Here is a 13,343-nt window from a genome sequence, read left to right on the forward strand (position 1 = left end):
CGCGCACCTCGACTCCTCCGGCAGCTGCTCCCACAGGAGGGCGGCGCGCCGGAGGTCGTCCGGTCCGCCCTCGAGCGGGAGGTCGATGCCGTAGTACTGGCGGAAATCCGCTACGACTTCTGCACGGTGCCCTTCGAGCTCGAGGACGAATCCTGGGAGTTTTTTGCCTTCGCCGCCTCGAATGCGGCCTGCATGAGCACGCCCGTGGACTCGACGGAGCCGCCGAGGCGCTCCATGTACTCCTCGTCGCGGCCCGCGAAGACGCGCTCGAAGGCCTCGAACATCCCGCCCGGCTCGGTCTCGCTCTTGGCGAACTGCTTGTTCGTCTTGTAGCTGAGCAGCTCGTCGAGGTCGGCGGTGAACTCGCCGTCGATACCGGGGATGGTGAACGTGAGCTCGGTCATTACTTGCCCTCCGAGGTCTCGGTGGACTGGATGTAGTCGTAGCAGGTGTTGCCGGCATCGTCGGTGAGGTACTTGACCGTGAGGGCGCGCGCGGCGAGCTCGCCCACGGCGAGGGTGAGGTCGTCCAGCTCGGAGGACTGGGCGAGCGGCACGACCTTGCGCCAGCGGCGGCCGTCCTTGAGCACGAGCTCGAGCACGGCGGGCCATGTCTCAGTGGAGTCGCCGTTGTGCTTGACGGTGATCATGCCGGCCTCGTCCTTGACGTTGCCGGAGCCGTACATGACCTTGAGGGTCGCGGCCTTGATCTCGGCGAGCGTGAGCTGCGCGCTCTCGACGCGGGAGGTCTGCGGCGACGCCATGAGGTCGCCGTTCATGTCCTTGATGTCCTCGGAGTCGCTGTCGAGCGTCTCGACGTAGCCGTCCTCGCTGATGTAGCCGAGGCATTTCCACGCCTCGGGCAGCGCGGTCCTGTAGTCGGTCGGCAGCGCCGTTCCGGCGGGCGCGGTGAAGATGTAGCCGCCCTTTACTCCCTTGGCGCTGGAGACGTTGGCGACGTTGTTCTTGTTGCTTTCTGCCATGATTGCTCCTTATTCGCAGATGGTCAGGTTGATGTTCGTCTGGTATCTGGGAGTCCCCGTGTCGGGGTCGTCCCATCGGTACGTGCCGTCGGGCACGGCCGAGAACACGTTCGGCTCGTCCTCGATAGCGGAGCACGCCCGCTCGACGGCCTCGGCGATCTCGCGTGCGCGCCTGCGGGTCTTCGCCCACGACGTGGCGAGCACGCGCGGGGACTGGATGAACCGTGTCGCGCTCGTGGCGGCGAGGGTGACCTGGACGAACTCATCGGGTCTCTCGCGCGGCACGTCGGGCACGCACTTGATGCCGGTCGCGTCCATGAGCCGCTTGGCGACAACCCTCTCGATGTCCATCAGTCACCTCCAAAGACGGATTGCAGGCGGTTGTGCTTGCGCTCGCTCACGTTGGCGTGCTTGCTGTCCGTGTAGACGACGCGGCCCCTCGCAAGCGAACCGCCTGCGATCGCGGTGCTATAGCCGCTCTCGCCGTACTTCGACGTGAACGTGGAGTTGCATGCGGCCGCGACGGCGTTGGCCTTCTCGGTGAGCATGGCCTGCACGCCCCCGCCGTTCATGACCTCGGCGTATCCGCCGCGGTTCCAGCCCTTCCACTTGATCTTGACCTCGCACTTCGCCTTAGCCATCGGTTCGGGTCACCTCGCAGGTGAGGTCCCAGGGGCCGGGCGTATTGGCCGCGGTGTATCGCTTGGGGTCGCCGACCACCTTGTAGTCGGTGCCGCGCACCGTGACCGTCGCGTCCCTGAGGTCAACGTCCGCGCCCTTCGGGAAGCAAAGCGTGTAGGCGACCGTCACGCCGTTCGGGCGCGTCGAGTCGAGGTCGGCGGTCGCGCCGGGGCACACCACGACGTTGTCGACCGCCTCCTCGGACACCGTCTCGCCGGCAGGCTCGCCAAGCTCGTCGTATGACTGGGCCGCATTGCGCACGGTCACGGTCTCGCCGGAGATGAGGCACATCATTCGGCCGCCCCTCCCCTCTCCAGCGGCGTGAGCGACCCGAGCGCCTGACCGGTGAGGCCGAGGCGCCTGAGGTCGCTCTTGCCTAGGTACATATCGCCGAGCGCCGAGCCGTAGGTCACCGATGCCGTATAGATGCCCGCCCCCTGGCTGTACTGCGTGGCGCCGGCCATCGCGGACGGTGCCGAAAGCACGCGGTTGACGAGCAGGCAGCACACGGCGGGGGCCGCTCGGTCGAATGCCGGGCACGCCCCCTCGGTGTACTCGCCGATTCGGTCCTCGAATGCCGCGAGCATCAGGTCTGATGCGTCCTGCAGCAGCACCTCGGTGCGCGCCGAGTCCGCGGGCTCGCCGTAGCGGGCCTTGTAGTCGTCGACGCTGGCGAGCGCGGCCATCGCTACTCGGCCTCCATGATCCCGGCGTCGACGAGGGCCTGCACGACCTTCGCGACGGTCGGGCTGGCGCCGGGGTTGGCGACCTTCTTTGGCGCGACGAGCGGCTTGCCGTCGGGCGAGACGAGCGTCACGTGCTGCGGGAGGATGCTGGACGCCTTGCCCACGTCCTCCACGATGAATTTCTGGACTAGCTGAGCCATCTCGGTACCCTCTAGGCGCTCTTGAGGACGGCGAAGGCCTTCGGGTCGAGTACCGCGTATGCCAGGACGGCCTCGGTGCGGTAGGCGATCTGGTTGTAGCCCTTCAGGTCCTGACCGGTGTTGTCGGGGTCGCCGTACTCGATGACCTCGGCGGTGATGTCGCGGACCATGCCCCACTTGATTGCGGAGAAGTCGCCCATGATCGCGGAGACCTTGGTCGGGGTCTTGGCGAGACGGCCGTTCACGGTGCCGGACACGGAGGCGGGGATGCCGTCGAGGTTGCCCACGTTGAGGGAAAGCGGCACCTCGGGGTACAGGCGCTGCCCGGTGGCGGGCACGCGCAGCTTGCGCAGCTCGGAGGCGAACTGGCGGCTCATGGCGATGCCGTTGATGCCGTAGTCGAGCAGGGCGTCGGAGAGGGAGTCGATGTCGTCGACCGGGGAGTCGGTCTTGGCGACGCTGTGGACGTCCTTGTCAGCGGTCAGGGCGGTGTAGCCCGTGAGGCCGAGGCCGGTCTTGGGGTTGATGGCGTGGTAGACGATGTAGTCGAGCGCGCGGCCCGCGGCGGCGGTCTGGTCGGCGATGATGTTGGAGATGATCTCCAGCTGGTTGTCCTCGTCGGCCCACTTCAGCTCGTCGGAGACGCGCGTGGTCGTGACGATCTTGGCGCGCTTTGCGACCACGGGGTCGGTGGAGATCTCGGAGCCGGACTTCTTGCCGCCCTCGGCGACGACCTCGGCCTCTGCGGTCGGGTTGAACACGAGGTAGGTCGTGTCCGCGAACTTCTGCGGGGTGCTGGGGCTCAGCGTGGCGATGGTGGAGGTGTCCTTCACCTTGCCGATGATGGTGGATACCACGCTGGACGGCAGCTTGATTTTCTGGGTGTCGTTTGCAGCCATTTCTGTGCCTTTCTTCGGGTTTGGCTTACTTCAGGAGGCGCTTGGCGAAGTCTCGCAGCGCCTCGTCCCCGCCCTTGCCGCCCTTGTCGAAGCTGCCGGGCTTCTCCACTCGCGGCGCGGGCTTTGTCTTGAATGCGGCGAGCATCTTGTCGCACCATGCGGCCATGCTCTCCTCGTCCTCGCCGACGATGAGCTCGGCGGGGACTCCCTTCTCCTGCGCGACCTTGGCGGCGGTCTTGGCTCGTGCCTCGGCCTTCTCCTTGGCGTCGAGTCGCTTCTCGAGCTCCGCGACCTTCTCGTCGGCGGTCTTCTTCGCCTGGTTGGCCTCGTCGAGTGCGCTTGCCGCGCTCTTGTTGGCCTTGGCCTGCTTCTCCCACTTGCGGGAGTGCGCCTTCTCGGCCTCGTAGAGCGCCTTGTAGTCGGGCTCCTCGCCCCCGGTCGGCTCCGTACCGCCCGTGGGCTCCGTGTTGGTCTCTGCTGCCATGTCGCGTCCTTTCCCGGACCGTGCGGCCCGTCGGGCCAGCCGTGCGGCCGAGCCCCTTAGATGTGCGTTTCGGGCCGTGCGGCCCTGTCGCGCGGCAGTGTCCTACGGGCGTGAGATTTGGCCTGTTTGGCGTTTTTCGGCATGAAAAAAGCCGCCCGTGGGCGGCCATGCGGTATGATGGGGTTAGGCGGAAGCTGTTTGACTCACCTATTGAGACATGCAGCTCCCGCCTATTTTTTTATCGTTTGGAGCGACCCGTCGTGCCCCAGCATCCGCACCTCAGAGATTCCGTACCTCTTCATGTACTTGCGTATCCACGCTTCGGCTTGGCTGTCGGTGACCGACTTGTTCTCGCTGACGTCGAAGACGGCGAACCGCACCCCGCTCTTGTTGGCCACGGACTTCATGTGCGACTTGAACGTGTTCTCCGATTTCGACGTGTAAACGGTCTTGATTTCGATGCCCGTGGACAGGTCGGCGCGGCTTACGGTCGTTTTTCCCTGCGCGTTCTCGCTCTTTAGGTGCACCTCGTCTTCCCAGAACTCGGTCTTGTAGCCCAGTGCCGCCAGCTTCTCTGCGGTTCTCCTCTCTCCGGGGTCTACCCTCCACCTCTTCACCTTGTCGCGCCTCACCGCATCGTCCGTGAACGTTATGCCCTTATGCTCGCCGCCGGCGTACCAAGACGGATCGCGCAGCTCTATCTCGGATGCGACGCGGTTGTTGAGGTAGGCGGTGTACGCCTTCCCCTCCTTGTTGCCGTGGCACCTCACGAGCGCTTCGCGTTCGTCCTCCGGCATTGCGTACCAATCGGAGGCGATGCCGTCGCGGCCTCCGAGCGAGGCCAGGCAGTCGTTATACCTCTCGTACATCCCGTCAGGGTCGTACCCCTTGACCGTCGTCACCCCGTCGAAGCCGGGAACGATTCGGCAGTCGCAGTGCGCGTGCGAGTGCTCGGCCGCCTCCTCGGTCTTGGCGTAGAAGCCGAACGACGCGAGCATGAGGCAGAACCCGCACGTCTCGCCACGGGGAACGCGGGCGTACCACGGCTTTGCCGGGTCTTTGCGCGCGTTATGGGCGACGCACCTGTTGGCGGCGCGCCTGATCTCCTCGTCGACCCTCGTGACGCACCGCGAGACAAAGACCTCGGGGGCGCCCTCGACGACCTTGCCGATGAAATACCTAACCGCGCCGAGCGTGTCGTCCGGGTCTCGCATGGACTCGGCGACCGCCCGATACTTCCCGGGAAAGCCCTGCGACGCCCTGACCGCGTCGTAGTATTCGGCTGCCCTGGCGGCGGCGCACGTGTCGGCGTAGTACCCGAGCACCGCCTCGATCGTCTCGTACGCCCTCTCGCGGAGAGCGGCGACATCGCCGCCCCCGCCGCGCTCCCAGCTCGACAGCAGGGACTCGAGCGCCGGCCTCACCTTCGCCTGGGCGTCTGCCGACAGCGCGTTCACCTCATCGGTCAGCTCGTCCAGCAGGCTAGTCGGCACCGCCGCCATTCTCGCCCTCCTTCGGCTCGAACAGCGATGCGATAGCCGCGCCCGCCTGCGCCTTCTTGGCATCCGACTCGATGCGCTGGATCTGCTCGTCCGTGTAGTCGAGCATCTCGTAGGCGACCGTGGAGTTGGCGAGCTTCGGGAGCGCCTGCACCTGCTTGAGCAGCGCGTCGGACAGGCTCACCGTGGACGGGTACGCCGGGGACAGGAATCGTGGGTTGATCTCATGCCCCGCGTCGCGCTCGGTGGCGAAATCGGTGCCGTTCGCCACGGCGAGCGCCATGTAGGCCACGTTGCGCAGCGCCGTGCCGTTGTCGCGGTTGAGGTTCTTGGCGTCGATGACAAGAGGCTCGAGGGACGCGGCGATGGCGTCCGAGGAGGACGGGTTGTCGTTGGACACTCCGAAGAAGCTCGCCGGCACGTTGGTTACGGCGGACATCTGGCAGGCGAGCTGGCGAAGGTACTCGGTAAGCGGGGCCATCTGCAGCTGCGCGGACTGCCAGACCGTGGGCTTGTCGCCGTCGGGGTCTTTGGTGATCTCGTTGACAGCGCCCATGCTCGCGTCGTACTTGTTGCCATCGTTGAGCATCTTCTTGTAGGTTCCCAGAAGCCACGTCTGCGGCAGGGTCGCGGCCTCGGCGGCGACCTCCATGCGGGCGCGCTGTCGGATGGCGTCGTCGGTGATGCTCATCACGGAGCAGCTGATGCGCGAGGTGCCGAAGGGGCGCTCGAGCGTCGCGCCGTGTGCCATCGGCTCCATGAGGCAGCGCCCCATCGAGTGCTCGCGGTACTCGGCTACCCACGAGCCGCCGTCGCGCGTGAGCACCACGAGGCTGTAGTCGGTGAGCAGGTGCACCACGGTCGGCACGCGCTCGGTGTCGCCGGGCATCTTCTTGGACTCAGCCACGACGAGGCCAGCCCTGATGGCCTTGCGCGCGTCGTCCCAGAGCGCCGCCGCCGCGGTGGCGGGGTACGCCGAGATGACCGGGTAGCCGCCGCCGTCCGTCACGGTCCAGAAGCCGCAGCAGTGCTTCAGCTCGCCGATGAGGTTCTTGCGGTAGAGGCGCTCCAGCTGGTTCGACTCGCAGATGGCGCGGAGGGCCTTGCTCGTCTGCTCGTCCGCGCACGTGTAACCGTTGAAGATTGAGCGGTCGGCGAGCGCATGCACGGCCTTGCGGGGCCAGTCCACCCGCGGGTTGATCTTCTTGGCGAGGCTCGCCGGCATGGCGATGCCGAGGTCCTTCACCGACACGTGACCGAGGTAGTAGTCCTCGCGCTCGAGGTTGCTCGTTCTGTGCTCGCGCCAGACGGTCATGAGCTCGCGGACGAGCGCCGCGTCCCCCGGCTCCAAGCCTGCGGCGGATGCTACCTGCCCCGCCAGTTCCATGTTCACTGCTGCCATCAGAAGCTGGCCTCCTGTTCCCTTCGCGGGTCTCGTTTCGTTGTTCTAGCCGCCCAGAGGGCGAGCGATGCGGACTCGATGGGTGCGGCGATAGAGTCGGGGCCGTCCGCGAAGCCCCATCCGTCCCTGCCTATGTCGCGCTTGAGCGACTTGCGCGCCGAGTCGTCGAGCGCCGGCGACTCGATGTGCGACAGCGTGCCCGAGTCGACCTCGTCCTTGAGCATCGAAGCTGCAGCCTGCACGATTGCGGGCGTGCCCATCACGAGCGCGCACTTGCTGAAGCCGCCGTCGAGCATCCGCCGCTTGAGCGCGTCCGCTCCGGACTTGCCGTCGATGCAGGCGCACGCAATCTCGTCTCGGTTGCGCAGGAGCATGTCCGAGATCGCGACCGTTCCGCCCGAAGCGCCCATCACGTCGTACAGCTCGACGTAGGACGGTCCGTCCCTGTCGGCGAGCGCCCAGGACACCGCGGCGTTGGAGCCGTCTGCGGAGAACTTCACGCCGAAGGCGAGCTTTCCGTCAGTGGGCGCTGAGCCGCGTCGGCACCCGTCCCACTTCTTGGAGGACAGGGCGTAGAGGAGCGAGCCTCCCGTCTTCGCCCACCACCCGAGGCGCTCGCGCGCGAACACGTCGGGCTGCATCTGCTCGGACTCGCCCTTGACGGCCTCGTAGTTGAGCACGGTGCCCATGGACGGGTTGTACTCGTACCAGCGGGACTCGTCGTGGACGTCGCCTATCTCGTCCGCGCCCCACTCGATCCACGCCATCTCGGACTCGCCGTCGTGCACGTCGTCGTGGAGGTCGCGGAACACCGTGCCGACGTTGTCGGGGCCTGGCGGCGTTCCGAGGTAGATGGTCTGCGGGTTGTGCATCGCGCTCGCCGAGATTGCCGGCAGGGACGCCGCCTGCTGCGTGTCCGTGAGCTCCTGCGCCTCGTCGTAGATGAGCACGTCGTAGGTCTTGCCTCGCGCCAGCGAGTTGGTGCGGGTGGTGAAGCGGATGAGTCCGCCGTTCTTGAGGCTGATGGCCTGCTGCCCGTTCGTCTTGCGCACGGCGAGCAGGAGGTTGCGCAGATCGGTCTCGTCCTCGTCCTCGAATGGCTGGGATAGCTCCTTGAACATCTGGTCGGATGTGTCGCCGTGCTGGCAGGTGTACAGGATCTTCTCGCCGTTGAGCGCGCCGTAGAAGCACCTTGCTCGCACGACCCAGCTCTTTCCGTTCTGGCGCGGGATGGAGATGCCCAGCGTGCGCAGCAGGTACTTGTCGCGCGCGTCGCGGGCCAGCATCGCGTCGAGCAGGTGCGGCTGCCACGGGAGCGGGTCGCCGAAGTAGGCGGTCGCGAGCTCGCACGCCATCCCGCCGTCGCCGCTGAGGTCCTCCGGGACGTTCGCCTCGTATGTCGGCGTCTGCCTGGGCTCCATCAGGCGCCCGCCGCCTTGGCCTTGCGCTCGCGGTCGGCGAACATGAGGCTCAGCACCCTAGCGCCATCGCTCTGCGGACGCGCCTGCTGCACCTGGATGGGCACCGCCTTGCGCGACAGCCCGAGCAGCTCGTTGAGCGCGCGTATCTCGGCGGTCGCCTGCTTGAGCACGGACACGGCGGGGTGCGGGCGCTCCATGATGGCGTGCCTGCCGTTCTTCGCCTTGACGGGCTTGTAGCCGACGGGGTCGAGCACCTTCACGGACTTGCCCTTGCTCATGGCATCCTCCGCGGCCTTCGCCACGGCGTGCCAGTAGCACAGCAGCGCGAGGTTCGGCGCGTCCTCGTCGGAGAAGCGCCCCGATGCGGTGACGCTCGCCCAGATCTGCGATTGGTAGTCATCGGATGCGACCGATTCCGGCATCTTCGGCATCCCGGCCTCCTTTCTCGTGCCCGCATTGTGCGATGCGGGTGAGATTCGCGGCCTACCCCCGCCCTGAGGTCATGGGGCGGGGGGAAATCGGCACTGGCAGCGATGGGTGTCCGTGCACCCCCGGGGAGGGGCAATGCCCCCGCCATCGGCGGCTCAGCGCCACAAAAAGCAGTGAGGCGCAGCCGAGCAAACGACCGCGCCTCCAGTTAGGCTTTTCAGCCCCGCCTATTCAGTTGTCTCGAGCCTTCAGAACAGCCTCGTGCGCCTTATCTCGACGGGCCTCGCGTCGCCCGGCATGTGCTTGCCCTTCCTCTGGTTGCAGATGCGGTGCGCCGCGTCGAGGTTCGCGTAGTCCAGCACCGCGCCGCCCCTCGCCCTCGGCACCACGTGGTCGGCCTCGAAGCTCCACGGCGTGCCGGGCGGCAGGCTGTAGTCTATGGGCTGTCCGCATATGTGGCACGGCCTGCCCTCGGCGCGGAGCCTCGCCTTGAGCTTGCGCTCGGCGTTGCCGTTGGAGCTCCACGTCATGCCAGGCGCTTCCTCGCGAGGTAGTCCTTCTTCACCGACAGGGTCGGGGTCTCGTCGGTGCTTCCTATCTTGATGGTGAGCGTTATGGGCGGCAGCACGAACCTCTCGTCGATGTCCCCCGCCACGTCTTCCGCCATGGACTCCAGCAGGGCCGCGGCGTCGCGGAGCTGCCGCACCACCCTCTCGCCCGCACTCATGCGACCAGCCCCACGACCAGCTGCATGCACCACAGCACTGCGGCGACGCACAGCAACACGAGCACCGTCATGATGAGGCACCCGATGAGCCTGCCGATCAGCCTTCCAATCTCGTCCATTCAATCCTCCAATCTCACCCGCACGCCATGCGCACGAGAACGGTCAGAACCACGGCGAGCGCCCATGCGGACCTCGCCGCCCACGCCAGCAGCGCGGTGAGCGCCGCCAGCGGCATCAGCCACAGAACATGGCGCACGCTTCCTCCTGCATGTCCCTCATGTGGTCCGCTATCCACGGGAGCGCCCAATAGGCGACGTCGCCCGGCTCCGCGTCCGCCCCGTCGAACTTCTCCCGGAAGGCGTCGTCGAACTCCACCTCGCAGATGCCGTAGTCGCAGCAGCACTCGTACATCTTGATGCACTCGGCGCAAGTGAGCTTGCCCTCGCCGAAGTGCCTGTCGATTGCCGCGCCGGTGCATCCGTCCGGGAGGTTGTAGCCCGGATCACAGCTTGCCCCCAAGGCGGATCACCTCCTCGCGGTACATCTCGTACCGTTCGATGAACCTGTGCGGGTTCTCCGCGATGACGTCGAGAACCTCAACGAGCGCCATCTTGCCCAAGGGGCGCTCGCCGTCCGTGAGCTCGCTGTCAGGCACGTCGATGATGTGGCGCTCGATTATCTCGAATCTCATCTCTCCACCTTCTTCCTCACGATGTCGCGCGGGTCTTCGCCCATCGCCTCCGCCAGATTGAGCAGCAGGTTCATCTTCACTTCCCTGCCGTTGCTGATGGCATGGCTCAGGCTGCTGAGGTTCACCCCGGCGGCGCGCGCCAGCTGCTTCAGCGGGACGTGGTTGTCGATGCGCCAATGGGCGATCTTGTCGGCGTCCAGAACGTACTCGGTCGCCATCACCTGCACCTCCCCTCGCGCTTGAGCGTCTCCACGTTGCGGCGGGACCTCTTGAGCGCGCGAATCCGGGCGCGCCTCCATTTCGGGTCGAGCCTCTTGCAGAGCGCCCTCGCCTCGCGCCTCACGCCGCGCAGCACGGGCACGAGGGCCTCGTTGAAGCTCGCCACCGCGTTGGCCATGATGGCGGCCGCGGCCCTCGCGGCGGGGCCATCCGGTCTCCGCAGGTCGACGGACGGCGACGGCGCCGGCCTCATCTCGTCAGCCATGCCGCACCTTCCTCCCGCACTGCGGGCAATAGTTCCAGACGCCGCTCACGCGGTAGTGCTCCTCGTCCTCGACCTTGCAGCCGCAGACCGAGCACAGGAAGCCGTTGTCGCACGAGTCCTGGACGCTCCCGTCGTAGACGTTCTCGCACTCGCCGCGGTCGACGAGGTCGGCGAGATAGTCGAATACGTTGCCCTCCGTATAGCCGACGCACTCGAGCACGCGCTCGAAGATGTCGAATATGAACGGCTCGAGGACGGTCCTCGGCAGGCTGTTGAAGAAGCCCCTCGACCCGCGCAGGCTCGCCGCCGCCTCGCGGCGCTGCTCGTCGCTAATCATCAGTCAAATCCTCCCCACACCACGGGCAATACCGTGGGACAGTCTCGAACTCGGTCCAGCTCGTGATGTACGTGTCGTCATGCTCGTAATGCACGACGCCGAAGACGAGGTCGCACCTAGGGCAGTGGACGGCGTCGACTGGGTCGACGTCCCCTATCGCGACCGTCTCGTTGGTGTAGACCAGCTTGCGCGGCTTCCACTTCTGGTGCGACGGGGTCGCACCGCACGTCGGGCAATCGACCGGCCTTGCGAACTTAATACGCTTCATCTTCCACCACCACCGCCCCGCAGACCGGGCATGAGTACCAGTCGACTGGGAACGCCTCGGAGGTCACGACGAGCACACCGTCCGGCCTGTCGCCGGGCACCAGCACGCGGCACCCGCACTCTGAGCACTTGAATGATTCCTTGGTGTAGTCGGCGACGTTGTGACATGTCGGACGGTCGATTAGGTCTGCAAGGGCCGCGTACGTCTCGTTCTCAACCTCGTGAATGAACTTGCCGTCCACCTCGACGCCGATTGAGTTTGCAATCACGTCGAGTGAATCAACGTGGCGGTATGCCCCGGTCGATGCTTCGCGCAACTCAGCCACCGCTCGCTTGCGCTCCTCGTCGTTAATCATCGTCTCCCCCTTCCGGGTCAATGAGATCAGCGAGCTTATCGAGGACAACATCGAAGTCATGGTAGTCCTCGAAGCCGACCACCACCTCGGCAAGCTCGTCGAAGAACTGCTCCTTGTACTGGATGGAGTGGCCGATGGTCAGGTGTCGCAGGTTCTCAGCCATCTCGCGTCGCTCTTCGCTAGTGAATGTCATCGAAACCAGCTCCAAACATACAGTCGTAGTCGCACTCCCAGGTCTCTCCGTCGCGGCTCATGGTCGCCCCGTACCTCGGAGTACCGCCGGTATCGTCGCCCCAGAAGTGGAAGTGCCATCCAAGGAAGTCGAACTCCTCGTCGTACTCGTCTGCGGCGTACCTCGTGTCGCCGTACTCCTCGTAACCGTCCCACCCGAACTTGCGGGAAAGGTCATCGAACGTGTATATGGTCGGCTTGTCCTCGCCGTCCTCCCACTCGTAGACCTCCGGCCAACCCTGCTTGTAGCACCCGACGCGGACATTGCCGTCGCCCATGACTCCATGGTGCGAGAACTCGAACCACTCGAATCCGTCATGGTGCTTCATGATGTTCGCGTACACGCGGAGTCCAGTAGGCAGGGAACCCTCGTCGGTGTCGTATACGCCTACGTCCTCCTTGTCGGTTCTGCGCTCGCCGTTGAGGTACACGAACGCGCCGTAGTCGCTGTATGCCATGGCTATACCTCCTTCGCCGCCGCCTCGCGGCGCTTTTCATCGGTAATCATTCGTCCACCTTGGATATGGCCAGCGCCACGTATTTCTGGGCAAGGCCCTCGAAGTCGTCGAGGATGTAGTCGATTCGGTAGACTTCACTGTTGAGCGGATGCCTGGCTGCTTCCCCGACGGCGTAGCCTTCGTTCGTGACAACGTCGAATACGATCTCATCGCCGACCTTGTAACCCCGGTCGTTCTTGCGAATCTCGAACGTCTTGGTGCCGTTCAGGACGGCGTCGGCGTATTGCTCTTGAATCTTGAGCCTGTGCGTCGCCATCAGGCCTCACCCCTCAGCTTGCGGATGCGGGATACGATGTCCTCAATCACTTTCGGAGAGCAACCAGTTGTTATATTGCTGAGAGAACAACTTTGACAGGTTCCATCCTTGCTGAAGTACGTGCAAGCGGTGCCTTCTGCGACGCATTTGTCCAAGTCCTCTTCGAGCTTCTCCCAGCTGTCTGGCTGGGTGAATCTTAGCGCTGTCGTCATTGGGGTTCCCAACCCGTCTAAACGCTCGACTCTCCAGAAGCATTCATTCGGGTTGTAGCGGAACGCTCGAATGCTGACCGGGACACCGCCGGCGTCGTATAACCTCTTCGTGTTCAGCGGAATCTCACGCCCTTCGGCGTCCCTCGGTAGCTCAATCATTCGGAATCACCGGCAAGACGGTTCACACGCGATACGATGTTGGCCATCATGGCATCGAGGCAATTCATCTTCCCGTGGCTGCACAGCTTGCAATCGTTGCAGTACTCGCCACGGTCCTTGTCGTAGTGGCACGGCATGTCCCTGCAGCCTTTGCCGTGCACATCCCACACACGGTTGAGGTCTTCCGCGAGCTGCTTGAGACTGTCCGGCTTCTCGAGGTACATGGAGTTGGCAGGTAAGTGGTACACCATGTCCCCAGTCCCGTAGGACTCGGCTGTCCATTCGACCTCGTGTGTGATCACATCGAATCCGAACGTGAACCTGTTCACCTCGTACCCGACGCCTATGTTGTTGTACAGCACCTTGGTGTCCAGCGGAATCTCGCGGCCCTCGGCATCTTTTGGTAACTCGATATTCGCCAT

The 13,343-nt window shown here is 65.1% G+C and carries 28 protein-coding genes; all 28 read right to left on the minus strand.

Annotation, left to right across the window (positions count from 1 at the left end; translation table 11 throughout):
• Window positions 1–110: 110 nt before the first annotated feature.
• The 28 genes from AAAX35_RS04615 to AAAX35_RS04750 all read right to left on the minus strand — a co-directional run bounded on the left by AAAX35_RS04615 (window position 111) and on the right by AAAX35_RS04750 (window position 13,343).
• Window positions 111–404, minus strand: a complete 294-nt coding sequence (locus AAAX35_RS04615; RefSeq protein ID WP_217107465.1) for a hypothetical protein — start codon at window positions 402–404, stop codon at window positions 111–113.
• Window positions 404–982 (minus strand): hypothetical protein, encoded by a 579-nt coding sequence (locus AAAX35_RS04620; RefSeq protein ID WP_349116886.1) that lies wholly within the window; start codon window positions 980–982, stop codon window positions 404–406. Before AAAX35_RS04620 ends, AAAX35_RS04615 begins: the two co-directional genes overlap by 1 nt.
• 9 nt (window positions 983–991) lie before the next feature.
• Entirely contained in the window at window positions 992–1,333 is a 342-nt protein-coding gene (locus AAAX35_RS04625) for a hypothetical protein (protein ID WP_349116887.1), read from the minus strand.
• Entirely contained in the window at window positions 1,333–1,623 is a 291-nt protein-coding gene (locus tag AAAX35_RS04630; protein WP_349116889.1) for a hypothetical protein, read from the minus strand. Before AAAX35_RS04630 ends, AAAX35_RS04625 begins: the two co-directional genes overlap by 1 nt.
• Complete coding sequence (locus AAAX35_RS04635) at window positions 1,616–1,957, minus strand: hypothetical protein (protein ID WP_349116890.1); 342 nt, start codon at window positions 1,955–1,957, stop codon at window positions 1,616–1,618. The genes AAAX35_RS04630 and AAAX35_RS04635 overlap by 8 nt, the downstream gene beginning before the upstream one ends.
• Window positions 1,954–2,349 carry a Gp19/Gp15/Gp42 family protein gene (locus AAAX35_RS04640; protein ID WP_349116891.1) on the minus strand — a complete coding sequence of 132 codons (396 nt, stop codon included), beginning with the start codon at window positions 2,347–2,349 and terminating at the stop codon, window positions 1,954–1,956. Before AAAX35_RS04640 ends, AAAX35_RS04635 begins: the two co-directional genes overlap by 4 nt.
• Window positions 2,350–2,351: 2 nt before the next feature.
• Window positions 2,352–2,549 carry a hypothetical protein gene (locus tag AAAX35_RS04645; RefSeq protein WP_349116892.1) on the minus strand — a complete coding sequence of 66 codons (198 nt, stop codon included), beginning with the start codon at window positions 2,547–2,549 and terminating at the stop codon, window positions 2,352–2,354.
• 11 nt (window positions 2,550–2,560) lie between these two features.
• Window positions 2,561–3,448: a phage major capsid protein gene (locus AAAX35_RS04650; RefSeq protein WP_195234083.1), complete on the minus strand. Its 888-nt coding sequence runs from the start codon at window positions 3,446–3,448 to the stop codon at window positions 2,561–2,563.
• Between the two features lie 25 nt (window positions 3,449–3,473).
• Window positions 3,474–3,932: a hypothetical protein gene (locus AAAX35_RS04655; protein ID WP_271737997.1), complete on the minus strand. Its 459-nt coding sequence runs from the start codon at window positions 3,930–3,932 to the stop codon at window positions 3,474–3,476.
• 230 nt (window positions 3,933–4,162) lie between these two features.
• On the minus strand, window positions 4,163–5,434 hold the full coding sequence (locus tag AAAX35_RS04660) for a hypothetical protein (RefSeq protein WP_349116893.1): 1,272 nt from the start codon (window positions 5,432–5,434) through the stop codon (window positions 4,163–4,165).
• Window positions 5,415–6,833, minus strand: coding sequence for a phage portal protein (locus tag AAAX35_RS04665; RefSeq protein ID WP_349116895.1), 1,419 nt, complete (start codon window positions 6,831–6,833; stop codon window positions 5,415–5,417). The genes AAAX35_RS04660 and AAAX35_RS04665 overlap by 20 nt, the downstream gene beginning before the upstream one ends.
• Window positions 6,833–8,035: a hypothetical protein gene (locus AAAX35_RS04670; RefSeq protein ID WP_349116896.1), complete on the minus strand. Its 1,203-nt coding sequence runs from the start codon at window positions 8,033–8,035 to the stop codon at window positions 6,833–6,835. The genes AAAX35_RS04665 and AAAX35_RS04670 overlap by 1 nt, the downstream gene beginning before the upstream one ends.
• A gap of 218 nt (window positions 8,036–8,253) precedes the next feature.
• Window positions 8,254–8,685 carry a P27 family phage terminase small subunit gene (locus tag AAAX35_RS04675; RefSeq protein WP_349116897.1) on the minus strand — a complete coding sequence of 144 codons (432 nt, stop codon included), beginning with the start codon at window positions 8,683–8,685 and terminating at the stop codon, window positions 8,254–8,256.
• Between the two features lie 246 nt (window positions 8,686–8,931).
• Window positions 8,932–9,213, minus strand: coding sequence for an HNH endonuclease (locus AAAX35_RS04680; protein ID WP_118205783.1), 282 nt, complete (start codon window positions 9,211–9,213; stop codon window positions 8,932–8,934).
• On the minus strand, window positions 9,210–9,410 hold the full coding sequence (locus AAAX35_RS04685) for a hypothetical protein (RefSeq protein WP_349116898.1): 201 nt from the start codon (window positions 9,408–9,410) through the stop codon (window positions 9,210–9,212). The genes AAAX35_RS04680 and AAAX35_RS04685 overlap by 4 nt, the downstream gene beginning before the upstream one ends.
• Window positions 9,407–9,529, minus strand: a complete 123-nt coding sequence (locus tag AAAX35_RS04690; RefSeq protein WP_256441494.1) for a hypothetical protein — start codon at window positions 9,527–9,529, stop codon at window positions 9,407–9,409. Before AAAX35_RS04690 ends, AAAX35_RS04685 begins: the two co-directional genes overlap by 4 nt.
• Complete coding sequence (locus AAAX35_RS04695) at window positions 9,530–9,652, minus strand: hypothetical protein (RefSeq protein ID WP_275689377.1); 123 nt, start codon at window positions 9,650–9,652, stop codon at window positions 9,530–9,532.
• Window positions 9,645–9,929 carry a hypothetical protein gene (locus AAAX35_RS04700; protein ID WP_349116899.1) on the minus strand — a complete coding sequence of 95 codons (285 nt, stop codon included), beginning with the start codon at window positions 9,927–9,929 and terminating at the stop codon, window positions 9,645–9,647. Before AAAX35_RS04700 ends, AAAX35_RS04695 begins: the two co-directional genes overlap by 8 nt.
• A complete protein-coding gene (locus AAAX35_RS04705; protein ID WP_217107452.1) occupies window positions 9,913–10,101 on the minus strand; it encodes a hypothetical protein in 189 nt (62 codons plus the stop codon). Before AAAX35_RS04705 ends, AAAX35_RS04700 begins: the two co-directional genes overlap by 17 nt.
• A complete protein-coding gene (locus AAAX35_RS04710; protein ID WP_195234077.1) occupies window positions 10,098–10,319 on the minus strand; it encodes a helix-turn-helix transcriptional regulator in 222 nt (73 codons plus the stop codon). The genes AAAX35_RS04705 and AAAX35_RS04710 overlap by 4 nt, the downstream gene beginning before the upstream one ends.
• Window positions 10,319–10,585 carry a hypothetical protein gene (locus AAAX35_RS04715; protein WP_217107451.1) on the minus strand — a complete coding sequence of 89 codons (267 nt, stop codon included), beginning with the start codon at window positions 10,583–10,585 and terminating at the stop codon, window positions 10,319–10,321. Before AAAX35_RS04715 ends, AAAX35_RS04710 begins: the two co-directional genes overlap by 1 nt.
• Window positions 10,578–10,922 (minus strand): hypothetical protein, encoded by a 345-nt coding sequence (locus AAAX35_RS04720; RefSeq protein WP_195234072.1) that lies wholly within the window; start codon window positions 10,920–10,922, stop codon window positions 10,578–10,580. Before AAAX35_RS04720 ends, AAAX35_RS04715 begins: the two co-directional genes overlap by 8 nt.
• Complete coding sequence (locus AAAX35_RS04725; RefSeq protein WP_349116900.1) at window positions 10,915–11,190, minus strand: hypothetical protein; 276 nt, start codon at window positions 11,188–11,190, stop codon at window positions 10,915–10,917. The genes AAAX35_RS04720 and AAAX35_RS04725 overlap by 8 nt, the downstream gene beginning before the upstream one ends.
• Window positions 11,177–11,545: a hypothetical protein gene (locus AAAX35_RS04730; RefSeq protein ID WP_161160819.1), complete on the minus strand. Its 369-nt coding sequence runs from the start codon at window positions 11,543–11,545 to the stop codon at window positions 11,177–11,179. The genes AAAX35_RS04725 and AAAX35_RS04730 overlap by 14 nt, the downstream gene beginning before the upstream one ends.
• On the minus strand, window positions 11,538–11,738 hold the full coding sequence (locus tag AAAX35_RS04735; protein WP_147356478.1) for a hypothetical protein: 201 nt from the start codon (window positions 11,736–11,738) through the stop codon (window positions 11,538–11,540). The genes AAAX35_RS04730 and AAAX35_RS04735 overlap by 8 nt, the downstream gene beginning before the upstream one ends.
• A complete protein-coding gene (locus AAAX35_RS04740; protein ID WP_349116901.1) occupies window positions 11,725–12,234 on the minus strand; it encodes a hypothetical protein in 510 nt (169 codons plus the stop codon). The genes AAAX35_RS04735 and AAAX35_RS04740 overlap by 14 nt, the downstream gene beginning before the upstream one ends.
• Window positions 12,235–12,280: 46 nt before the next feature.
• Complete coding sequence (locus AAAX35_RS04745) at window positions 12,281–12,550, minus strand: DUF3850 domain-containing protein (RefSeq protein ID WP_349116902.1); 270 nt, start codon at window positions 12,548–12,550, stop codon at window positions 12,281–12,283.
• Between the two features lie 367 nt (window positions 12,551–12,917).
• Window positions 12,918–13,343, minus strand: a complete 426-nt coding sequence (locus AAAX35_RS04750; protein WP_271738008.1) for a hypothetical protein — start codon at window positions 13,341–13,343, stop codon at window positions 12,918–12,920.

The sequence above is a fragment of the Collinsella sp. CLA-ER-H11 genome (assembly GCF_040092445.1).
In the GTDB taxonomy this organism is placed as follows: Bacteria; Actinomycetota; Coriobacteriia; order Coriobacteriales; family Coriobacteriaceae; genus Collinsella.